This is a genomic window from Alteromonas antoniana, from assembly GCF_019249295.1.
Lineage (GTDB): Bacteria > Pseudomonadota > Gammaproteobacteria > Enterobacterales > Alteromonadaceae > Alteromonas > Alteromonas antoniana.
Window position 1 is genome coordinate 40,133 of sequence record NZ_JAESDH010000015.1, and the last position, 22,383, is coordinate 62,515.

The following is a 22,383-nucleotide window of genomic DNA, read 5'->3' on the forward strand; positions in this document are numbered from 1 at the left end:
AGTGCCGCATCTGCAAGAATAAGGGGTGGAAGTGTTCACGCTAAGCAAAAATCAGCGTTCATAGTTATAAAAATACGCACTCGTCTTCAGCAGGCAAATGGTAAGTATCAATAAGGTGGCCTTGAAGCCAAATATATTGAGGCATCCAAAACGAGTACTGTCGTATAAGAGCCAATACTTCTTTTAACGGTTTGTTTGCATGAGGCTCGGCAATACGAAAGTACATGAATGAGCAATAATCTCGAAAATACTCATGAAGCTCTGAATCCGATAGCGTTTCTTTTAGCGGCCTGTTTTGTTCGTCGTCCTCATCAGGGGAATTGGCATAAATTTCAAATAGCTGCTTTTCAGTGAGCATCTCCAAGAAGTGGTCTTCAATTAAAACCCCATCACTGGTATCGACGTCCATACCATCTTTGACATCAAAAGCCATGACACATCCAGAAGATAACGCCACTTCTGATGGTTTCAGTAAGTCATTAGCTAGCACAACTTGATGCCAATGATTAAAACCAGCAGATACTGCAACTTCATCGAGTGCTTGAGTGTGTGGAATGGATTTTTCACGTTTAAGCTTTCGTGCTTTTTGCTTTAAACGTTCAACCGAGGCAGAGGAAATGATTTTAGTAATTTGCATTGAGTTTCTCCTATTAGCGAATACGGTGCCCACTGCCGAGGTCGCAGAAAAAACCTAAGCAAAAAATAAATTTGATATGCATGTCGTCCCGTCCGGGTTTGCTAAAGTGGGCAGCTGGTCTCGACACGACCAATAACCCCATCATATCAACCGCATCAAAAAGATCAATTGTTAGTATTGTCTGAGTAGAACCCTCAAAACCTTCAAGAATTCGGCATCTAGCTGACCACTGAACCTACCAATCCCAAGGCATCCTTCACTTCTCAATTCAAACAACGAGGAGTGACTATGGAACCTGTGAATATTCCATCCTATATCGATGACCCGCCGCACTTCCTGCTTTGGAGTGCCGATGAGATGGCTCCCATTCTGTTGGGGCTAGTGATCGGCATTTTTACCGGTAATGCCTTGGTTTTATGCCTGTTGGGGTTGGTGACAACCAAGCTCTATCGGCGTTTTCGTGATGGTCGCCCAGATGGTTTTATTCTTCACGCCATCTACTGGGCCGGGCTGTTGCCAACCAAAGCCAAGACAATCCCTAACCCATTTATCAGGAGCTATCTGCCGTGAAGTTCGACGTGTTTTTAAAATCATGGCAAGGCACGCAATTAGAGAACCGATGGCAACGGTTCCTGATTGCGGTGCTGGTGCTATCTAACTTGCTGCTTGCGGTAGCGGCATTTTCTCGCAATACCGTGGTGGCCATTCAACCACCAACCTTGTCTGAAACGGCTGAAGTGTCACGAAACCAGGCCAGTCAGCCTTACCTGGAATCTTGGGGACTCTACCTGGCTGAGCTTATGGGCAACGTGACGCCGGGCAATGTGTCCTTTATCCGGGTTGCTATCGAGCCGCTACTTTCACCTGCGGTGTACCAGCAAGTGGTCGATGCACTGGAGATTCAGGCAAGACAGATCCGTGAAGACCGAGTCACGCTCAAATTCCAACCCAGACAAGTGGAGTATGAGTATGAAACCGGCCATGTCTTTGTGACCGGTTATTCCTTGGTCTCTGGACCATCTGGAGATGAGCAGCGCCAAACTCGCACCTATGAGTTTGATATCGACATTGAGCAATACCGTCCAAAACTTAGCTGGATGGATACGTATGAGGGGCAAGCTAGAACGAAGCGAGTTCGTGAAAAGTTGACCCAAGAGCAAAACCGGAGGGTGAATGATGCGAACCAAAATTAGTCGATGGATGACACCAAGTTTAATCGCAATGAGCTTGAGTGGCGTTCTGTTATCACAAGCGTCGTATGCAGACGTGGAATTGCCGATTGTGCCAGCTAGTGTGATGAAGCAGTCTGCTACTGCAAATCCACCGGTTCAAAGCAATTCGGTTGCAGCGGATACGCCAACAACGCTACTGATGACACCGGGGGTTAATGAACTGATCCCTGTAGCACTTGGTCATCTGAATCGAATTGTGACGCCGTTTGAATCGCCTAAGGTGAGAACAACCAGTGATGCTCAGACGCAAATCAAGGGGAATGTTGTATATGTAGCCACGGACAAAGAATCACCGGTTTCACTTTACATCACTCCGCCTGGTCAGGAAGCGCCCGCATTATCTGTCACCTTAGTGCCTCGTCGTATTCCACCGCGTGAAATTACCTTAGCTATTGATGGTCAGCAGTGGCCTATTAAGGGCGTCGTGAACCGCAAAGCCGCCACTTGGGAAACAGCTCAGCCATACGTTGATAACCTACGAGACTTACTCAGACGCCTTGCATTAAATGAGTTGCCACAAGGCTATGACATCCGTTTGGCTGTCCAAACTGACATAAGCCCTAAATGTTTTCAGCCAGGCTTAAAGTTTGGTTTTAAGCAGGGGCAAATTGTGACGGGACATTACTTCACCGTCTATGTAGGACTGGTTGAAAGCTTTGCCGATGAACCGATAGAAGCCAGTGAAATAGCCTGTCATGCACCAGATATAGTGGCAAGCGCCTACTGGCCGCGCAATATCTTGTTGCCGGGTGAAAAGACTGAGTTGTATTTAGTTGTTCGCAATCATCGTGAAGAAGCGGTGGAAAGTCAGCGACCTTCACTTCTTGTGGGAGGTGAATAACGATGAAAGCACAATGGGAACAAATGAGCCCGAACATGAAGCGTGGCCTATCGGTTGCTGGTATTGCTGGTGGTCTCATCCTTATGGTGATGGTGTTTTCACCTAATCCTGACGATGGCTCAAGCAATCGGAACCGGCAGGAAACGATCCGGCACATTCTAACGGATACCAATACTCGCGATGTTGGGGTCGATAGTTTGGCTGCAAACGTAAAACTACTCAGTGAGCGCAATGAACAGTTACGTCGTGAAGTTGAGCGCTTGCGTCGTGACGTCGATTCAGGGCGGCTAAGCCCAGGTTCGCCTTCTATACCAAGTGAGGTCAATGCGGAGCTGGCCCGCCTTAGAGCGGAACTTGATGATGTTCGCGCTGGAGGTGATGCAGCAGTTGAAGGCACAAATAGCCGCTTTGAAGTGCCTTTATCTGCCATGGAATTACCCAAAGACGAAAAGCCTCTGCCGTCTAACCCAGACGACTATTTTGCCAATGCGCCGCTGCCTGATCCGCTCTATCAGCAGCCAGCCAATGGCCAAGGTACACGAGCACGAGATGTTCCATTGCCGCCAATCACGATTCGTATGATTGAGCCTGAAGTGGTTGCTGAACCAGAGGTTGTTGTGCAAGAAGCGCCGCCTTTGTATCTACCGGCGGGCAGCATCATCTCAGGTACTTTGATCACCGGTTTGGATGCACCGACTCACGAGTCCGCAAGACGAGAGCCTTTTCCTGCATTGCTGAGGATTCAAAAGGAAGCCATTTTACCCAACCGATTTAGAGCGGATATCAAAGAGTGTTTCTTGATCGCCGCAGGTTACGGTGATTTGAGCTCTGAGCGTGCTTATTTGCGAGGCGAGACCATTTCATGTGTGAGAGAAGATGGTGGCGTCATTGAAACGCGACTGGATTCTTATGCCGTGGGTGAAGACGGCAAAGCCGGTATTCGTGGCCGATTAGTGTCGAAACAAGGCCAGCTGGTGGCCAAATCGATGATGGCCGGATTCCTTCAGGGCTTGGCAGGCGCATTTGATGTGAATCCTGTTCCGACGATTCAGACGGGTAATGCCGGTGATACTCAACTGTACCAGCAAGTCATGAGCCAAGAAGCATTACAAGGTGCTGCGATTAAAGGCACCGGTAAAGCATTGGATCGAGTGGCCAAGTTCTATTTGGACATGGCTGAAAATATGTTCCCAGTCATAGAGGTAGACGCTGCCAGGAAAATTGAAGTCATAGTCACTCGTGGTGCCTCGTTGTCGTTGGCCACTTCGCAAGGGGGAGGTGCAAGAAGATGAAAAAATCCTGCATGTTGCTAACCGATCGAAGTCCGTTTCAGACAATAAGATGTGTATCCAGAGGAGAGTTAACCATGACGACATCAATGCAGAACAACCCAAAGCACCATTCAAAACAGTGGTCTAAAGCTGGATTACTTTTATTGGTAGTCGGCTCAACCTTATTGTCTGGCTGTAGTTCATTGGGTCTTGGGAGTAGTGAATATGGATGCCCAGGTATGCCTGACGGTGTGCGCTGTTTATCCGCTCGTGAAGTCTATGAGCTTACCAGTAATGGCGCTGCACCCAAGACGATTGATGCTGTGGCGACTCGAATGGGTGCTCCCTCTGGGTATTCACAATCTGATTTAGAGACAGGACTGCTGAGCCATCCAGCATTACCTGAGACGCAGCAATCTGCACCTATTCGCATTCCTTCAAGGGTGATGCGAATTTGGATTGCGCCTTGGGAGGATGACCGTGGAGATCTGAATTTATCCAGCTACGTGTTTACCGAAATTGAACCGCGCCGGTGGGATATTGGGGTGTCAGCACCTCGAACGGTTTCGCCTGTGCTACGTCCACTTCAGACTCAGAGCGATTCAACCTCAGCGGGAGCTGATGGTAAGCGCGATAACTTGAGTATCTACGGAGAAACTAACGAATGACAAATGCAGTTCGCACCATTCAAACTCAGCGCCTAATGACCATTGGTGCGCTTGGTTTGATGGCGTTAATGATTTCGGAGCCCTCATTTGCGGGCACCGGTGGTGATGCTTTCACCGATGTGTGGGATACCCTAAAAGATTGGACCCAAGGTACTTTGGGACGGATCGTAGCGGGAGCCATGGTTCTGGTGGGTATTGTGGGCGGTATCGCTCGCCAAAGCTTGATGGCCTTTGCCTTGGGCATTGGTGGCGGTATGGGTCTCTACAATACGCCAACAGTCGTTGAAAGTGTTATGTCTGCAACTTTACCTGTCGTTGCCAGCACTCAAGAAGTCATTGACACAGCAGTTCCAGCGATCAGCGCCGTTTTACTGGGCACCTGAATGTGAGCCACAGTAGGCACTTCACTTAAGGTAATCAAACTAGGTCTACACAACATCGGGTTATTGGTGATGTTCTGTAGACCTTTTCATTTCAACAACGCCGCATTAGCGGGCTTGGTTTACAGTATTTGGTATATTAATACCTAAGGTGTTAAAATTCCTATCGTAATAAACTATATGGTTTATACTGTTCGTGATATTCATACCTTGGGTGTTAAAATGTCATCTAAAATAAACTGGCTTGTTGCTCATACTTCTCCTGGTGCGCTAGTACTTCAGCAATGGCTGACTGAAAACGGCGTGAGCTACTCCCTGGCTCAAAAGTACACGCAGAACGGTTGGCTGAAGAAGCTTAGTTCTGGTGTGTACTATCGTCCAAATGCGCAGGGCGATATAAAGCCAACTTGGGTTGATGCCATTCAAGCATTGGATGTGCAATTGGGCGTTCCAGTTCATTTGGCTGGATTGAGCAGCTTAACTCACCAAGGACTGAGTCACTATTTGCAGCTGAACAAAGAGCAAGTTTGGATTTGCGTTAAAAACAAGTCGTCCTTACCGAAATGGTTTCGTGAATTCCCTTATCAGAATTGGTTTTACTGCGGAAACCATAAGCTTGAAGTGAATCCCGAGAAGGATTTGAAAAGGATCACGGTTAAAGAGAAAGAGCTCACTGTCAGCTGTGCAGAACTTGCTGCCTATGAAGTGGTAGATGCGATTGGAAAGCTGATTTCATTTGAGCATGTCGCAGAATTATTTCAGGGTTTAGTCAATCTTAGCCCTAGAAAAGTACAAGATATTCTTGAACGAAGCAGCTCTGTTCAGGCAAACCGAATATTTCTATTTCTGGGTCGATACTACGATCACCAGTGGGTCAATCGCATAGATGAAACAAGAATTAAATTGGGGGCAGGAAAGCGGCAGGTTGTCGAAAAAGGACGTTTTGATGAGCGATATCAAATCACAGTGCCAGAGATATTAAGCGTCAAAAAAGGTGAACAACATAATGGATAAAGATAGCCCATATTACAAACAGGTTTCCTTGCTCATAAGAATGCTTCCTGTGGTAGCAACAGAGACGGTTTTTGCACTTAAAGGTGGCACCGCCATTAATTTATTTGTGAGAGATTTTCCTCGGCTATCTGTAGATATTGATCTTGCTTATCTTCCACTTGAACCAAGAGATGAGGCTTTGATTAATGTCAGGGCTGCATTGCAGCGCATTACAGACAGAATCAATACTCAACCAGATATCAGAGCGGCATTTCAGGATAATAAAGCTGATGAACTGAGAATCGTTGTATCAAGTCCGGTTGCGACGATCAAAATTGAAGTGTCGCCCGTCGCCAGAGGTACATTGCATAGTGCAGAAATAATGCCAGTTCAAGAGTCTGTTGAAGACGAGTTTGGTTATGCTGAGATTCAGGTAGTCAGTCTTCCCGATCTGTATGGTGGAAAATTGTGTGCTGCAATGGATCGCCAACATCCTCGCGACTTATTTGATGTGCGTATGTTACTTGGCAGTGAAGGGATTTCGAGAGAGATTTTGGTGGGTTTTTTAACCTATACATTAAGTCACCCTCGGCCTATTAATGAAGTCATGTCGCCAAACTGGCAGCCTCTGAATGAGAAATTTCAGGCAGAATTTGACGGAATGACTTTTGAAAAAGTTGAATGCGAAGACTGGGTAAGCGGATTAAATGGTTGATCTTACCTTTGCATGAGAGTGAGACAGACCGGCATCTCATCGGATTATCTGGTTGATGCTTCACCTACTGCTGGTGCATGTTTCCTTCGCTAATTCCAGCAAGAACCCCACACGCCTCAACTTCCCGGTCATCGTTGCAACTCGCTCTCAGTGAAACGAGTTGTTTCTCAAGCGCTTGCAGAGCGGTTATCTGCGACCGCACATGAGAGATGTGATCATCGAGCAAGGCGTTGACGGCGGTACAAGGCTGATGAGGGTCGTCCTGATAGCTCTGTAGTTCGTGAATCTCAGCCAGTGACAGGCCCAGGATTCTGCAGCGACGGATGAAGGCCAGCCCCTCACCATGCTTCTCGGTATAGACACGGTAACCGTTGTCCTGCCGATCAGGCGGCGGCAACAAGCCCTGCTGTTCATAGAAGCGGATCGTCTGTGTTTCGACCCCTACCAACTGCGCCAACTGACCAATGCGCATCAGCCTCCTCCCCAACGGATTCTTTACTCTATTGACATTATAGTAGCTTTATAGTTTTAAATGGTACCACAACATTGTTCAAGTGGAGTCGTATCATGAGAAAATCCTGTGGTGGCGCCTGTGGCGGTGATGCAACGTCCGCAGCGGATACCGATATACAGGCCTCCTCCGAGGCGCCAGGGAGATGGGTCAGTGTTTATGCCGTGCCGAAGATGGACTGTCCATCAGAAGAACGAATGATTCGCCTAGCCCTGAACGGCTTTGAGGAGATTCGGGCGCTGTCCTTCGACTTGTCGAACCGCCGGCTGAAGGTCGTGCATGACGGCGAGGTCGAGCCCGTCACCTCGAAACTGAAGACCTTGGGGCTAGGCGCCTCGCTTCAGGAAACCGTCGCTGCAAATCCGGAGACCATCAAGGCCGCCGAGTTTTCGGCAGCTTCTGCTAAGCAAGAATCCGGGACCCTGCGCTGGTTGCTCGGCATCAATGCACTTCTGTTCGTGGTGGAAATGACTGCCGGTCTGATCGCCCGGTCCACCGGCCTGATTGGAGAATCCCTGGACAATTTTGCCGATGCGGCGGTGTACGGGCTTGCCCTTTATGCGGTTGGACATAGCGTGAAAATGCAGGTACGTGCCGCGCATCTTGCTGGTGTACTGCAACTGATCTTGGCTGTGGGCGTACTCATAGAGGTGGTGAGACGCTTTGTATTCGGTAGTGAGCCTGAATCGCTGGTGATGATGGCTATCGCATTCGTCGCATTGATTGCCAATACCAGTTGTCTGCTGCTCATATCCAAACATCGGGAGGGCGGGGCGCACATGAAGGCAAGCTGGATATTCTCGGCCAACGACGTGGTGATCAACCTGGGGGTCATCACCGCCGGCGCTCTGGTCGCGTGGACCGGGTCCAATTATCCGGATCTGATTATCGGCACCATCGCGGGGGTAATTGTACTTAACGGTGCTAGACGCATTCTGGCGCTCAAGGATTAAGCAATGTCCATTTTTGGCAAACATCTGTCACCGTACGCTCTGTTGTCCATCTCCGGCCTGCTGGCAGCGTCTGATCAGGCCGTAAAATGGCTGGTGCAACAATCAATGGCATATGGCGAGTCTATTTCAGTGACCTCATTCTTTAACTGGGTACACGTATGGAATACCGGTGCCGCATTCAGTCTTTTTGCGAATGGTGGAGGCTGGCAGCGCTACTTTTTTATCGGAATCGCGGTAGTGGTCTCGATTTTTCTGATCAAGCTGATCCTTGAAAATCGTCATAAAGGAGAAGCCATCGCTTACAGTCTTATCCTCGGTGGCGCCATGGGCAACCTGATTGACCGGGTCTTTCGCGGCTATGTTGTGGATTCCTTTGATTTCTATTGGCGAGACTGGCATTGGCCGGCCTTCAACCTGGCTGATATTGCAATTGTCCTCGGTGCCTTACTTTTAGTTTCCAGCAGCTTGTTGGGTAAAAAAGCAAACACCAATGCCGAGTCGGATGGATCTGACTGACACCTACGCCTATACAACACCATGACCGAACTTCCCGACAACATCCTTCACCTGCCGCAATACCAAGTACTGGGCTGCAAATCAACCGACGACGAAATGCACTTCCAGGTGGACGTGCCCGATCCCATCGCCTGCGAGGAATGCGGCGTGCAGGGTGAGTTCGTACGGTTCGGCAAGCGTGACGTTCCCTATCGTGATCTGCCCATCCACGGCAAGCGGGTCACTCTCTGGGTGGTCCGCCGCCGATACACCTGCCGGGCCTGCAAGACAACATTCAGGCCCCAGCTACCGGAGATGGTGGACGGATTCCGTATGACACTGCGGCTGCATGAGTACGTGGAGAAGGAATCCTTCAACCACCCCTACACCTTTGTGGCGGCACAGACCGGCCTGGACGAGAAGACGGTGCGCGACATCTTCAACGCCCGCGCCGAGTTGCTGGGGCGCTGGCACCGCTTCGAGACGCCCCGCATCCTGGGCATTGACGAGCTATACCTGAACAAGCGCTACCGCTGCATTCTGACCAACATTGAGGAGCGAACCCTGCTCGACCTTCTGGCCACCCGCCGCCAGGACGTGGTGACCAACTACCTGATGAAGCTGAAAGACCGGCAGAAGGTCGAGATCGTCAGCATGGACATGTGGAACCCCTACCGGGCAGCGGTCAAGGCTGTGCTGCCCCAGGCCCGTATCGTGGTCGATAAGTTCCATGTGGTGCGCATGGCCAACGATGCCCTAGAGAGAGTGCGCAAGGGCCTCAGAAAGGAGCTGAAACCGTCCCAGAGCCGGACTCTCAAGGGAGACCGGAAAATCCTGCTGAAACGCGCTCACGAAGTCTCAGACCGGGAGCGCCTCATTATGGAGACCTGGACAGGCGCGTTCCCGCAACTGCTGGCCGCCTACGAGCACAAGGAGCGCTTCTACGGCATCTGGGACGCCACCACACGGCTCCAGGCAGAAGCCGCCCTGGACGAGTGGATAGCCACCATCCCGAAGGGCCAAAAGGAAGTCTGGAGCGATCTGGTCAGGGCAGTGGGAAACTGGCGCGAAGAGACCATGACCTACTTCGAGACGGACATGCCCGTCACCAACGCTTACACGGAGTCCATCAACCGACTGGCCAAGGACAAGAACCGTGAAGGGCGCGGTTACTCCTTCGAGGTGATGCGGGCACGAATGCTCTACACCACGAAGCACAAGAAGAAGGCACCGACTGCGAAGGTCTCTCCTTTCTACAAGAAAACCATCGGTTACGGACTGCCGGACTTCGCAGAGGAACTCAACTACGGAGTCGATCTATCAACCATCTGAGGGTGGTATCAGATTGATGGGGTGAAGGTGCCCCATCAACCATTAAATCCGTATACCCCGAAGACTTAGCCTCTTAGGCCCATGATGTTAATTGAACTGCAAAAACATTTCACAGAAAGGGATCATGCTTTCCTTATGTCATTCAAAAGAGGACAACCTGACTGGGCATTGTTTGACTATCCTAAAGCAGCAGACTTGCCAGCGATTCGTTGGAAGTTGCAGAACATTAACAAATTGGCAAAGAATCAAGCAAAACATCAAGAGCAATTAGATAAATTGAAGCAAGTGCTTGATGATTGGCTTGTTAACGCAAACGCCGAGTAATTCGTTTATAACAAACCTCAACGAGCTATAAGCCCCCTAGTTAGATTGCGATTTCTTCAATCTATCTAACCGAGTCCACATAGGACAACTGCATAGACTGGAGCCTCGATTTACATTAACGAGGACTCCTCATGCGAAAACTATCTCCAATTATTCTGGCGCTTGCGCTGTCTCCATTGGTTCAAGCTGAACCTGTGTCTGAAGTGTCGCCCGTTGGCAAAATTGACGGCATGGTTTCTTTGCCGGTCACGGGTATGAAAGCGGTCGAAAGCAATGGCCGTATTGTTTTCATGTCAGACAGTGGCCGGTTCGTCATTGATGGCACGCTCTATGATGCCTGGTCGAAAAAGCCGCTTACCAGCCTTGAAGAAATTCGTGAAGCGGGTAACACGCTGGACTTAAGTCGTCTTGGCTTAAAAATGGATGATTTGAATCCACTGACGCTGGGTGAAGGCAAAAAGAAAGTGGTGGTCTTTGTTGATCCCCGGTGTCCGCATTGCCATGAGCTTTTGAAACAAGCCCTACCGCTAACCAAAGAATACACCTTCCAAATACTCCCTGTGCCAGTGCTTGGTCCTGATTCAGAGCGTCAGGTTCGCCAGCTTGGCTGTGCGCGTGACAAAAAAGCGGCCACCGATGCATTGCTGAATGGCCGGATTGGTAACCTAGAACAGGATGATGCCTGCAACTTAGAACCAATGCAGCGTACCTTGGTGACGGCTCAAATCCTGGGCATTCAAGGTGTGCCTTTCATCGTCGCCAATGATGGTCGCATCAGCCGAGGCCGTCCTTATGATCTTTCTGCTTGGTTGGAGGGGCGTTAATGAAAGCCTCTCTGTATTCAGGGCAACGCGCTTCAGAGCTATTGCCAGTATTGGCCTATTCAGACGATGAGCAACTGTTTTTCATGGAAGACCAAAGTGTTGGCTTTGGTTTTCTATGTGACCCATTGCCGGGTGGTGATGAGTCTGTTGCAGACAGGGTTAATGTTCTTCTCAACAACGACTGGCCAAAAGACACTTTGCTGCAATTTGGCCTGTACGCCTCGCCTGATATTCAAACCGACCTTCAGCGCATGATGGGCTTACGGCATCGTCAATCCGATCCATTGCTTAGGGCGTCGATACGCAAACGTGCGGATTTTCTCGATGGGGGCACGGTTCAACCGATAGAAGAATCGACCCAGACTCAGGTTCGCAACTTTCAACTGATCGTCACCTGCAAATTGCCTTTGGAAAGTCCTATACCGACGGAGCGTGAGTTGAGTCGAGCATCCGCGCTTCGGGCTTCTTTCTCGCAAGCGCTGGCAACGGTTGGTTTTCGCGTCACTGAGATGACTGACCGAAACTGGCTCGCGGCAATAAGTGCTCAGCTTAACTGGGGAAAAGATGCTTCCTGGCGCAATCCATCACCAATCCGCAGTGAGGCAGATAAACCACTTCGGGAGCAAGTGTTGGATTATGACCGAGCTATCAAGGTGGATAGCCAAGGTCTGATGCTGGGCGATTACCGAGTTAAAACCTTATCGTTTAAACGCTTGCCTGAGCGGATCTGGTTTGGTCATGCCGCAAGTTTTGCGGGCGATATGATGACGGGCAGTCGCGGTTTACGCGGCAGCTTTTTGCTAAATGTCACCATTCACTTTCCCTCAGCTGAGGCGATGAGATCTCGTTTAGAGACGAAGCGTCAGTGGGCGGTCAATCAGGCCTATGGCCCGATGCTCAAGTTTGTGCCGGTGCTTGCAGCCAAGAAAAAGGGATTTGATGTTCTTTTTGAAGCTTTGCAAGAAGGTGATCGTCCTATTCGGGCCAATATGACTTTGACGCTGTTTTCACCAACGGGAGAAGCGTCCATCAGCTCTGTTTCAAATGCTCGAACTTATTTCAAAGAACTCGGATTTGAGCTGATGGAAGACAAGTACTTCTGTTTGCCCATTTTCCTGAATGCCTTGCCATTTGGTGCTGACCGCCAGGCGATGAACGACTTGTTTCGATTCAAGACCATGGCGACACGGCATGTCATCCCTCTGTTGCCTTTATTTGCGGATTGGAAAGGCACTGGCACGCCGGTGATTAACTTTGTTTCCCGTAATGGCCAGATCATGAGTGTGTCCCTTTATGACTCGGGCAGTAATTACAATTGTTGCATCGCGGCGCAATCGGGATCGGGTAAGTCATTCCTGGTGAACGAAATCATCTCCTCCTACCTATCAGAAGGCGGGCAATGCTGGGTGATTGATGTTGGCCGCTCTTATGAAAAGCTGTGTGAAGTCTATGACGGTGAGTTCTTACAGTTCGGGCGAAACAGTGGCATTTGCTTAAATCCGTTTGAAATCGTTGAGGACTATGACGAAGAAGCGGATGTGTTGGTTGGGTTATTGGCCGCAATGGCCGCACCTACGCAGTCATTAACCGATTTTCAGATGGCAAACCTAAAGCGTCAGACCCGTGAACTGTGGGAGAAAAAAGGTCGTGCCATGTTGGTTGATGATGTGGCAGAGGCCTTGAAAAATCACGAAGACCGACGTGTGCAAGACGTGGGTGAGCAGCTCTATCCATTTACGACACAGGGCGAATATGGCCGCTTCTTTAATGGCCACAATAATATTCGCTTCAAAAACCGTTTCACCGTTCTGGAGTTAGAAGAGCTCAAGGGGCGTAAGCATCTACAACAAGTGGTGTTGCTTCAGCTTATCTACCAAATCCAACAAGAGATGTACTTAGGTGAGCGGGATCGTCGCAAGATTGTGTTCATCGACGAAGCCTGGGATCTGCTGACTCAAGGTGATGTCGGTAAATTTATCGAAACGGGTTACCGGCGATTTCGAAAATATGGTGGCAGTGCTGTAACGGTAACGCAATCGGTCAACGATTTGTATGATAGCCCTACAGGTAAAGCCATCGCTGAAAACTCAGCCAATATGTACCTGCTTGGTCAAAAAGCTGAAACCATCAACGCGCTCAAAAAAGAAGGCCGCTTGCCACTAGGTGAAGGCGGCTATGAATACCTGAAAACGGTTCATACCGTCACTGGTGTCTATTCCGAAATTTTCTTTATTACCGAAATGGGCACCGGGATTGGCCGCCTCATCGTCGATCCGTTTCACAAGCTGTTGTACTCGTCCCGTGCAGAAGATGTAAACGCGATTAAACAGTTAACGCGCAAAGGCCTTTCTGTTGCTGATGCCATCTCTCAGTTGTTGAAGGAGCGAGGCTATGAATAAGACCACGCTTTGGCCATTTATGGCCTCTATTACTTTGTCTATTGCTGGTAGCGGTTTAATGACCAGCTGGCTCTTAATGAAAACACTCGAACCCATCCACAGCCAGTTGGCGTTAAGTACGCCCATTGCGGTCGTGGATTTTGGGGAGGCTGTGCTGTCACTGGGCCCCAATGCCAGCGAACAAGACATCGAATCCAGGTTGCTTCAGACCAATCAGCAAATTGAAAAGCTAAAAGCAGCCGGTTTTATCGTGCTGGATGCCCAAGCGGTGGTGGGTGCTGATGATTCCGTATTTGTGCCATTAGGCTCAAAGGAGGTGTCTCATGCAGATACTCCGTAAAAGAATGCCTTGGCGGCCATACCTCATCCAGTTGACTGTTCTTGCGTTAATCATGGCCTTGGTAGGCACCTACGCCATGATGCGCTACCGAATAGGTATTGATACCCAGCAAGAGCGCTGCCTGCCTGATACCACGGTGTATCTGATTGACCTATGGAATAAAAAGCCCGTTAAGGATGGTTTGTATGCCTTCCACTCAAAAGGACTCGCTCCGTTATATAACGACGGTACTCGGATGCTGAAACGCCTAACAGGGATGCCTGGGGATGAAGTCAAGGTGACGCCTGAGCATGTGATGGTGAACGGTGCTGAAGTCTCAAATGGCATGGCATTAGCCCAGCGTCTTGGTGTGGCGGAAACAGAATTTAGCCGCTCATTGACGCTGCAAGAAAACGAATATTGGTTTTCCGGTGAGGCTGCAACGAGTTTTGACTCCCGCTATTGGAATGCCGTTAAGCGCGAGCAGATTGTTGGTCGCGCTTGGCCGCTTTGGTAGGAGGTGGATGATGAGAAGACTATGCCTCTTATTTTTGTTGGTTGCTCCATTGGCTTGGGTTCAAGTTTCCTGGGCACAAGAGCCTTATCCGTTGTCTGATGAGGACAAAAAGATCGTTGAAATGAGCCGCAGCATTTTACAAAGTGCTGTGGATGGTTCATCTGAATTTATCGAGCCTTTTTCACCGATTGAACAACCTGCGTCGCTCAAACATAACGATGAATGGTTGATTTTTGCGTCGTCTTCACTGGGAGATTCCTCACTGAAGCAGCTATTTAAAGAGGCCAGTGCTACCGGCGCTATTGTGTTGTTTCGGGGAATTCCTGAAGGAAAGACCTTGGGGGCGGCTATCCGTGATTGGCATACGCTGATGACGGGGCTTGATCCTGTTCCTCAGGTTCGAATCGATCCGAAAGCCTTTGTGCACTGGCGGGTGACTAGCGTGCCTGCTATTTTCCGCATAGAAGATGACAAGGTGACTGCAAGTGCACTAGGGGTTTACAGCAAGGACTGGTTGCAGCGTCAAATTGAAACAGGCAATACCGGTTCATTGGGTCAACGCGGTCCTATTCATTCGATTTTAGAACCGGATTTGGTGCAAGTAGCGATGCAGCGTTTACAGTCGATTGACTTGGGCGCGTTAAAGAAAAAAGCCATTGAGCGTTTCTGGTCTCGCCAAACATTTACTGAGTTACCCAAAGCCACGCAGTATCGGATAAGAACGGTTGATCCAACCATCGTCATGCAGCGGCCACTATTGGATGCCAATGGCCGAACATTGATCCCAGCGGGAACGCGTATTAACCCGCTAAAAGCCTTGCCATTTACTCAGCAGCTCGTGGTGTTTAATGCGTCGAACGCTGAAGAAGTGGACGCAGTAGCGCATTGGCTTGAGGGCCAAGATAGGACACTGCGCCGCATTACGCTTATCACCACGCAGCTCGACCGTACTCAAGGCTGGAATCGCCTCAATGCGATAGAAAAGACATTGGACAGTCCGGTTTATCTTCTCAATGCCTCGCTAAAGCAGCGCTTTGATTTGCAAGTCACCCCATCGTTTGTTCAAGCAAAGGGACTCGCGTTTGAAATAGAAGAAATTCCAGCAAAGGAGCTTGTTCATGAAAAAGCTCAATAATACGTATCGTCTGTTGCGGACTCTCGTTGTCATGTTTGTCCTAAGCGCATCTATTCCTGCAAAAGCCGACCTGACCTGCCCAGACGCGGGGTTATTGTCCGGCAAGTTGCTGACGGATGTTTGCTGGTCATGCATTTTTCCTATCCGGGTTGCCGGTCTTCCTCTTGGTTCTGGAAATGTCCCAAGCGGCGCATCAAACAAGTCATTTTGCTTATGTGAAGACAACTTAGGTGTGCCAAGGCCAGGTATTGTTACCAGCATGTGGGAGCCAGCGCGTCTGATTGAACTGGTCAGAACGCCGGGTTGCTCGCCTTCCCTGGGAGGGATTCGTTTACCGTTAGGTGATAGACGACTGCAAGGTGGTCATGGCGAGGGTGAATACGACACCGGTGATCTCGCTTTCTACCATTACCATTATTACGCCTTTCCGCTTTTGGTCATGCTCGATTTGTTCATGGATGGCAATTGCAATGCCGATGGTTACATGGACTTTGACTTGATGTATTTGTCGGAATTGGACCCAACATGGCTGAACGATGAACTGGCCTTTTTTACTCAGCCTGAAGCTGCTGCCGTTGCCAATCCATTGGCTATTTCGGCTTGTACCGCTGACGCTGCCTCATCGACGCTTGGTAAACCCATCGACCAGTTGTTTTGGTGTGCTGGCAGTTGGGGCCATCTCTATCCCTTATCTGGCCACACCTTAGCCATTGGCTCATTAGCAGAAAACACCAGCCATTTAGCGGCGCGTGCAATCGCGGCTCAACACAGGCGTGGTCTTGCTAGGCGAACAATGGGGAACAGTGCGCTATGCCGACCTGTTATCGAACCCATGCTGCCGAAATCCCAATACAAGATGAGTATGTTCTTCCCTGTACCGGAAACTGAAAGTGCGCATGTCATCGGTGAAAGCACCATGAAATGGGGAGAGTGGCGAACGATCCCCGGTGCCGGTGAAGATGCGCTCTACATTTTGTGGCGCTGGCAAGACTGCTGTAACTCGGGAGGTTAACTATGAAACCAACACTTTTTACCCGAGTTTTAGCGGGTGTTTTATCAATCACTATGGCTTGCTTGCCCTTACATGGTGTGGCCGCTGATGTGCAGCGCCAATCCGGCTTAAGCGGACAACAAGAAGGTAAGCAATTACTGCAAAACTGGACGATGCCCGCACTTAACGGCAATACATTGTTGGTGCCGAGTGGCAGTGGTAATGAGTCCATTAACTTGCAAGAGCTATTTCCTGGTATGGATCAGGGCTCATTAGATGTCTTAACGGGCGTTTATGGCTCTGATGCCAGCATGAATCAATTGGGGACGCAGCGCCAAGAGAGCATGGCATCCGAAAGTGGCGCTACGGGTGAGGCGTTTCGCTCGCTACAGCAAATCAAAGACAGGTCTCGGCCAGATATGGTCAATGATCCGCTTTGGGCATTAACTGATGCGGTTCAAACTGACCCCAATCTATTAACCCAAAGCTTCCCCGGCTGTGAGTCTCAAGGTGAAGGCAGCCCAAATTACCAGCAATGTGACAGGCTCAATACAGCGGTTAACAGCTGCACTATTACTCACGATTACACGGCAGGCATCATTGAGCATGTTTCAGGGCCGATGAACCTTCGCTCTTGTGGTGAGGGGTGTCTTGAAGTTTGGATTGGACGAATTGGCGACAACTACTGGAGTGGCCGTTGTAAAGTGTTTGAACAGGCCATCACACTCAAAGTCGTGAACCCCGATGCGATTACCTCAGCCGTTCTTGAATACGCCAAATGGGATGACTACATGCAAGTGTGGCTTGGTGATCAGAAAGTCTGGTCTGGGCCGAACAATAACTTTCCACCAGAAACGGCAGGTCGTTGCGAGCTCAGTACCAGTTGGGAGCGCAATCCAAATACCGATCTCACTGCCAAGCTAAAAGCGGTAGAACCAGGTTTAGAAGTGCCGGTAAAAATTCGCGTATCGGTTACGGGTAGTGGTGAGGGCTATGCACGCATAAAGGTGCGCTTTGATCCAACCAAGGTAGTGATGAATGATAGTTGGTCGCCACAATCCTGTATCGAACAAGCAGCGGATATCCCGACGAAGTTTTCAGACTACAGCATTCAATGCACGGATCAGCCTTCTTCAACCAACGGATGTACGGTGGTCAATGGTGTTTCAGTTTGTGAATCCTACTTTGCCCCTAGCCCTGTGGCTGGCATATCGCCTTTGTGTCGGCGTGTACAAGTCAGTGTGGATGATGAAAGCTATAAGGGGATTGAAAATCAGGCCTGCCAAGTGCTTGAAGCGAATCCTTCCTGTGGATTCATGTCGTCAGAATGTGCCGAGACCAATGATAAAGGTGAATGCATTCGTTTTACCGATACCTATGACTGTGGATTGCAAACCAGCGATCCAAAGTGTGTGGTATCTAACCTTATGCCAAGTAGTTTTGAGGCCTGTGAGCCTACTCAGACGATTACGCCATTTACTGAAACCAAGCATGTACCGGATTACCAGGTGTGCGAGAAGATCAGCACGCTTACTGAGTGTCAGTTAGAACGACGTGTATCCGCTGAAACTCATCAACAAAGCTGGTCTATTGAGCGTGGTTGCTTTAGCTCTGAAACGCTCAGCTTTGTTCCACAGCACAGCAGTACTATGCAAACTGGGAACGCGATACTGAGAATTTTTGATAATCAAAATACTGAGATAAAAATTACCGAGTCGCCATCCAAGGCAAATGGTTGGAAAACGACACTCTCACTGACGGGCAATAAGGAAACGGTGACTGAGACGAAACCGTCCATTAAATACCCTGAAATGACGTGTCCAAAAGGAACCTTGGTTGGTTCATTGTGTAAAGTCGCCAATGGGTCGATTATTTCGTGGCATGAACCTCAGGAAGTTACTCGTTCCAGATGTGAATCCGGCTGGAACAAAGTCGATTTCGATACTTGCAGCCGAGAAGTTCAGAAGTGTTTGGCTCCTGCGAAACTGAGCGCTTCATTGACCTTCTCTGGCAAGTACTTAGAACAGGACGTTGTTCATCAATCAAGTGATCCGGGCATAGACCAATGCTTGATGCAAACGGATCAGTTTACTGCCGTGCAGTGGCAGTGTTTGGATACGGGCACAAAACGAATCGACGGGTTAACGGTTGGTAGTGGCGAGTTGGCCAATCTTGGGAGCCTTTATCCAGCGGTTGTTTCGTCTCCTGTTCATTTAACCAGTCGCGGCAGCTCTGATGGACTGGGACTCTCATGCTGGAGGGCAAGAGCAACCTACAATGCTTCGACTGCTCATCCAGAGTTCAACATGGGCAGCTCAGATAGCTGGGTAGATGCCAATGGTAATACACAAACCATCGTTAATAACGGACAAAACACGACCACCAATACGTGTGCCGCGCTGGAGCAAAACCTGGCCTGCCAGTACGTCAGAACCGAATGCACTGAAGGCGGGGCTGGTCATGAAGGCTTCTGCTATATCCAAAGTTTGGTGTATGACTGCGGACAAAGCGTTGAAGTGCAAAATGCACGAATGGAAACTCAATACAACTGTGAGGGGCCAGTTCGCTGTATGGGCACAGATTGTTTAGAGCCAGAGTCAATCAAGCAGGCTAACTTTGCAGAAGCCGCAGCGATGCTTAATGCGGCGCAGTTTATGACCAATGATATGTCATGTACGGGAGCTGATGGCCAAGATAACGTCGAGTGTACGGTCTTTAAAGGTAATGCTGGCCAGTGCAAAAAAGCCGTTGGTGGCATAGTGGATTGCTGTGAAAAGCCAAGTGGCGTGTCGTTATCGGATTACATCACGATGATAGTGGCGGTTAACAAGCTTGATACGGCAGTCATGGCCATGAATCCGTCTTCGGCAATCTATGGTTCGTGGAATACGCTCAGGGAACCAATCACCAGTACCTGGAGTGCGGTTAAAGAGCCTTTTGTGTCTGCATGGGACTCTCTCATGGGGGCTGGGCCATCAACGGCTGCTGGCGCGGGAGCGGAGCAAGCTGCGACTGGCTTTATGCAGGTGTTGACCAACAAAACGGCTGAGTGGGTAGGCTCTACGTTTGGTTCGGGGGCGCAATCGGCACTGTTTAGTAACGTTGGTGGTGCGGTTGGAGCCGATGGTGTCGTTTCGGGTGGTAACTTTGCCCTGGGGGGCGCTGCGGGCGCGGTTCTGAGTACGGTTATGACGGCCTACATGATTTATTCAGTCACTATGATCCTCATTCAGCTTATCTGGAAATGTGAGCAGAGCGAGTTTGAAATGAACGCCAAGCGGGTATTGAAGAGTTGCCACTATGTAGGCTCTTACTGCAAGTCTAAGTTCTTAGGTGCCTGTGTTGAAAAACGGCAGTCATATTGCTGTTTTACTTCGCCACTTTCACGGATCATTCAAGAACAAGTACGTCCTCAATTGGGCCTTGGTTGGGGCAGTGCCAAGTCACCAAACTGTGAAGGTTTGACCGCGAGTCAGTTAAACCAGGTAGATTGGAGCCAAGTCAATCTCGATGAATGGATAGGTATCTTGTCGATAACAGGCAACCTACCCGAAGTACCGTCACTGGATCTGGAACGACTCACAGGCTCAGGAAGTACGCTAAACGTTGATGGAAATCGTCAGAGTGCCGCAGATAGAGCCATTGAACGGCTAAACGGAATGGATGCACAGAAACTGCGTCAGGAGGCGACGGAAGAAATTTCGGGGAATAATTGAGCGTATCCATCTAAAACAGCTTTGCCAATAATGTTCCATCATGGTTACTTTAATGAGCTTATTGCGCCTTAAGGTAACCAATTTGGCACTTTGGGCCTCTTATACTTTCTGTTCAGCGTGTGCGCAATTTGCTCTTATTTTTTTACCATTTTCAGACTTAGGAGGCTGCTGCAAAAAGGAAAAGCTGATAGTCTGGCACATATAAAATTTATGATAAAAGGAAAATTAATAATGCCTAATTTCGATCAAAACTTTGAAGCTACTCGTTTGTCTATGCTTTCAAAACAACACCCTGACATTGTGAAGGTGTCGGGTGAGGTGGTGTTTCGTGCGGAAGATGACGAAGACCGCCTAAGCGGAACATCTTGGACTCTTGAAGATGACATTTTTGATCAGGTCACCGAATCAGGCTTCAAATTACACTTGCTTGAACTTCTGGATAATTTCATAGAATACCGAGGTCAATGTAACGAGCTGCCGAAAAAGGAAGGGATTGTGCGTTTTGGTGGTGGCACTTTAAATATTGAATGGCTACCTAATGGAACTACCCATCTATCCAAATGATGTTTTATAAGAACCAGCCTGAGTTTTCCTATGGATGATAAATATGTTTCAGAAATAGACTGTCTTGATAAGTTAATGGTTGCATGGTCAGAGGCATTCCCGAAGGATTGGTATTTCAACTACGATGGAGTGATTTCAACTGAGGACTGGGATAGTTGTGGTAAAAAAGTTTTGTTTGTTTTAAAGGAAACAAATGAAGCAAAGCAAAATATTGTCAACGCTATTAATAGGGCTATTGAGGTGAAGGCAAGTGGATGGTGGCGAGGAAAGGTTCTTCGTCGGGTGGGGCGTTGGGCTTACGGACTTCAAAAATATGATGGGGCTGTGCCGTCACTGAGAGATGCTAAATTAAATGAAAAAAATGCAGTTAAGAATATTGCATACATAAATATAAGGAAAACATCTGGAAGTGCGCGAACCGACCAAAAATCATTTGACGCCCATGCCAAAGAATTTGCCCCTTTTGTTCGAAGGCAAATTGAGTTGATTAACCCTGATATTGTTGTGCTTTGCGGCACATATAATCAAGTTAAACGTTACGTATTCCCTGAGCTTAAAAAAGTTAGCGAACGAGTGCATGTTAATGACGGGGTTGTCTTCATCAATGCCTTCCATCCTGCCGCAAGAAAAAAGTCGGCCATGCTTTATCATCAAGTACTCGATAACTACCACGCTTACAAAAATCATATATAACCAATGCTTGAATAGTTATATGCAGCGCAAGCCTTGCGTCGTATCTTGAAAAAGCCCCTTCAAGAGGGGCTGTGTGATGGGAGCCGTTCGCTAGTTGGCGGGAGTATCTGTTTCCTCTTCAGTGATATCGTCATCGGTTGAAGGCACCGCTTGCTCAACTTCTGCTTCTTTACCCTTAGCTTGGGCTGATTTTCGTGCACGAATTTCGATATCAATAATGCGTCGTGCAAGTTTGATAATGCGCTGTTGCCATGCGTAGTTGCCATCAACACGTTGCTTGTTACTAAGCACGCTAGATAACCAGAGTGTGTCCATTGAGATCATCAACGAATCGAGTTTGCGCACTAAGCCGACAAACTGGCCAACCTGAGGCGAGCTGATTTTAGCGTTGAAGGTAATCGGGTCGGTGTAGTCAGGTACTTCATCGATGCCGTTGGACTCCATCAATTTGTCCAAACGAGATTGTTCGTTGTCTACCGCCTTAGCGCAATCCTCGATCAACTGGCTAATGATCTGTTCCACGTCATCAATTTCGTTCTCATCGCCAATGATGCGCAGGATGACATCGATTCCGTAAAGCGCACTGACCGTCCGTCTAAAAACACGGTCAACGACACGTTGCGCCTGTAAGCTATTAATTGTGAATGATTGTTCAAAGATGGGTTTTGAGTAACTGGGTTTTGCTTGGGCCATAAGTTTGCTCCTGATATGACAATAATCAGTCCCTAGACTAATCCTCTGTGAGGTAATGGCCTTTCAGCTAGGTGGAAGAATTGAGCATCTTTCTGACTATCCTGTCTGGATAAGACGGTTACACTGACTATCAAATATTGCTGATCTGTTTCAGTGATATCTGCGCCTGAGAGCATGAGC

The 22,383-nt window shown here is 48.9% G+C and carries 22 protein-coding genes and 2 pseudogenes; 21 read left to right on the forward strand and 3 right to left on the reverse strand.

Going from position 1 to position 22,383, the window contains the following annotated elements:
- Positions 1-64 precede the first annotated feature (64 nt).
- Entirely contained in the window at positions 65-637 is a 573-nt protein-coding gene (locus JKP77_RS13310) for a hypothetical protein (protein WP_001167481.1), read from the reverse strand.
- A gap of 288 nt (positions 638-925) precedes the next feature.
- On the opposite strand from JKP77_RS13310, the gene traL reads away from it, so the two are divergent.
- From traL to JKP77_RS13350, 8 genes and pseudogenes are all read left to right on the forward strand, one after another.
- Positions 926-1,207, forward strand: coding sequence for a type IV conjugative transfer system protein TraL (traL, locus tag JKP77_RS13315; protein WP_000433889.1), 282 nt, complete (start codon positions 926-928; stop codon positions 1,205-1,207).
- Positions 1,204-1,830 carry a TraE/TraK family type IV conjugative transfer system protein gene (locus JKP77_RS13320; RefSeq protein ID WP_000667169.1) on the forward strand — a complete coding sequence of 209 codons (627 nt, stop codon included), beginning with the start codon at positions 1,204-1,206 and terminating at the stop codon, positions 1,828-1,830. Before traL ends, JKP77_RS13320 begins: the two co-directional genes overlap by 4 nt.
- Positions 1,814-2,710 (forward strand): TraK domain-containing protein, encoded by an 897-nt coding sequence (locus tag JKP77_RS13325; protein ID WP_002040533.1) that lies wholly within the window; start codon positions 1,814-1,816, stop codon positions 2,708-2,710. The genes JKP77_RS13320 and JKP77_RS13325 overlap by 17 nt, the downstream gene beginning before the upstream one ends.
- 2 nt (positions 2,711-2,712) lie before the next feature.
- A complete protein-coding gene (locus tag JKP77_RS13330) occupies positions 2,713-4,002 on the forward strand; it encodes a TraB/VirB10 family protein (protein ID WP_000647308.1) in 1,290 nt (429 codons plus the stop codon).
- A gap of 74 nt (positions 4,003-4,076) precedes the next feature.
- Entirely contained in the window at positions 4,077-4,649 is a 573-nt protein-coding gene (gene traV, locus JKP77_RS13335; RefSeq protein ID WP_024015925.1) for a type IV conjugative transfer system lipoprotein TraV, read from the forward strand.
- On the forward strand, positions 4,646-5,032 hold the full coding sequence (traA, locus tag JKP77_RS13340) for a TraA family conjugative transfer protein (RefSeq protein ID WP_000180224.1): 387 nt from the start codon (positions 4,646-4,648) through the stop codon (positions 5,030-5,032). Before traV ends, traA begins: the two co-directional genes overlap by 4 nt.
- Positions 5,033-5,251: 219 nt before the next feature.
- Positions 5,252-6,043, forward strand: coding sequence for a type IV toxin-antitoxin system AbiEi family antitoxin (locus JKP77_RS13345; protein WP_002040534.1), 792 nt, complete (start codon positions 5,252-5,254; stop codon positions 6,041-6,043).
- Positions 6,036-6,722 (forward strand): annotated as a pseudogene (locus JKP77_RS13350) (nucleotidyl transferase AbiEii/AbiGii toxin family protein); the annotation flags it as partial. The gene JKP77_RS13345 and the pseudogene JKP77_RS13350, both read left to right, overlap by 8 nt.
- 79 nt (positions 6,723-6,801) lie before the next feature.
- On the opposite strand, the gene cadR reads toward JKP77_RS13350, so the two are convergent.
- On the reverse strand, positions 6,802-7,209 hold the full coding sequence (gene cadR, locus JKP77_RS13355; RefSeq protein ID WP_004364961.1) for a Cd(II)/Pb(II)-responsive transcriptional regulator: 408 nt from the start codon (positions 7,207-7,209) through the stop codon (positions 6,802-6,804).
- Between the two features lie 95 nt (positions 7,210-7,304).
- On the opposite strand from cadR, the gene JKP77_RS13360 reads away from it, so the two are divergent.
- From JKP77_RS13360 to JKP77_RS13420, 13 genes and pseudogenes are all read left to right on the forward strand, one after another.
- The gene (locus tag JKP77_RS13360; RefSeq protein WP_218311698.1) at positions 7,305-8,201 is read left to right on the forward strand and encodes a cation efflux transmembrane domain-containing protein; all 897 of its coding nucleotides are present in this window, start codon (positions 7,305-7,307) and stop codon (positions 8,199-8,201) included.
- Positions 8,202-8,204: 3 nt separating this feature from the next.
- Complete coding sequence (gene lspA, locus JKP77_RS13365) at positions 8,205-8,717, forward strand: signal peptidase II (protein WP_004813174.1); 513 nt, start codon at positions 8,205-8,207, stop codon at positions 8,715-8,717.
- A gap of 21 nt (positions 8,718-8,738) precedes the next feature.
- Entirely contained in the window at positions 8,739-10,028 is a 1,290-nt protein-coding gene (locus JKP77_RS13370; protein WP_035594389.1) for an ISL3-like element ISPpu12 family transposase, read from the forward strand.
- Positions 10,029-10,078: 50 nt separating this feature from the next.
- Positions 10,079-10,352, forward strand: a pseudogene (locus JKP77_RS13375) (nucleotidyl transferase AbiEii/AbiGii toxin family protein); the annotation flags it as partial.
- Between the two features lie 131 nt (positions 10,353-10,483).
- Complete coding sequence (locus JKP77_RS13380; RefSeq protein WP_001228924.1) at positions 10,484-11,176, forward strand: DsbC family protein; 693 nt, start codon at positions 10,484-10,486, stop codon at positions 11,174-11,176.
- Positions 11,176-13,575: a type IV secretion system protein TraC gene (gene traC / locus JKP77_RS13385; RefSeq protein WP_000648043.1), complete on the forward strand. Its 2,400-nt coding sequence runs from the start codon at positions 11,176-11,178 to the stop codon at positions 13,573-13,575. The genes JKP77_RS13380 and traC overlap by 1 nt, the downstream gene beginning before the upstream one ends.
- Complete coding sequence (locus tag JKP77_RS13390; protein WP_001044649.1) at positions 13,568-13,915, forward strand: hypothetical protein; 348 nt, start codon at positions 13,568-13,570, stop codon at positions 13,913-13,915. Before traC ends, JKP77_RS13390 begins: the two co-directional genes overlap by 8 nt.
- Positions 13,899-14,411 (forward strand): S26 family signal peptidase, encoded by a 513-nt coding sequence (locus JKP77_RS13395; RefSeq protein WP_002040537.1) that lies wholly within the window; start codon positions 13,899-13,901, stop codon positions 14,409-14,411. The genes JKP77_RS13390 and JKP77_RS13395 overlap by 17 nt, the downstream gene beginning before the upstream one ends.
- A 7-nt stretch (positions 14,412-14,418) precedes the next feature.
- The gene (locus JKP77_RS13400; protein WP_002040538.1) at positions 14,419-15,546 is read left to right on the forward strand and encodes a TrbC family F-type conjugative pilus assembly protein; all 1,128 of its coding nucleotides are present in this window, start codon (positions 14,419-14,421) and stop codon (positions 15,544-15,546) included.
- Positions 15,530-16,558, forward strand: coding sequence for a TraU family protein (locus JKP77_RS13405; protein ID WP_000735888.1), 1,029 nt, complete (start codon positions 15,530-15,532; stop codon positions 16,556-16,558). Before JKP77_RS13400 ends, JKP77_RS13405 begins: the two co-directional genes overlap by 17 nt.
- A 2-nt stretch (positions 16,559-16,560) precedes the next feature.
- Positions 16,561-20,253, forward strand: coding sequence for a conjugal transfer protein TraN (gene traN, locus JKP77_RS13410; protein WP_000805219.1), 3,693 nt, complete (start codon positions 16,561-16,563; stop codon positions 20,251-20,253).
- A gap of 231 nt (positions 20,254-20,484) precedes the next feature.
- Positions 20,485-20,817 (forward strand): hypothetical protein, encoded by a 333-nt coding sequence (locus JKP77_RS13415; RefSeq protein ID WP_001132435.1) that lies wholly within the window; start codon positions 20,485-20,487, stop codon positions 20,815-20,817.
- Positions 20,818-20,847: 30 nt separating this feature from the next.
- Positions 20,848-21,510 (forward strand): uracil-DNA glycosylase family protein, encoded by a 663-nt coding sequence (locus tag JKP77_RS13420; protein ID WP_000342215.1) that lies wholly within the window; start codon positions 20,848-20,850, stop codon positions 21,508-21,510.
- 90 nt (positions 21,511-21,600) lie between these two features.
- On the opposite strand, the gene JKP77_RS13425 is transcribed toward JKP77_RS13420, so the two are convergent.
- Positions 21,601-22,203, reverse strand: coding sequence for a hypothetical protein (locus JKP77_RS13425; RefSeq protein ID WP_000035788.1), 603 nt, complete (start codon positions 22,201-22,203; stop codon positions 21,601-21,603).
- Between the last annotated feature and the right edge of the window lie 180 nt (positions 22,204-22,383).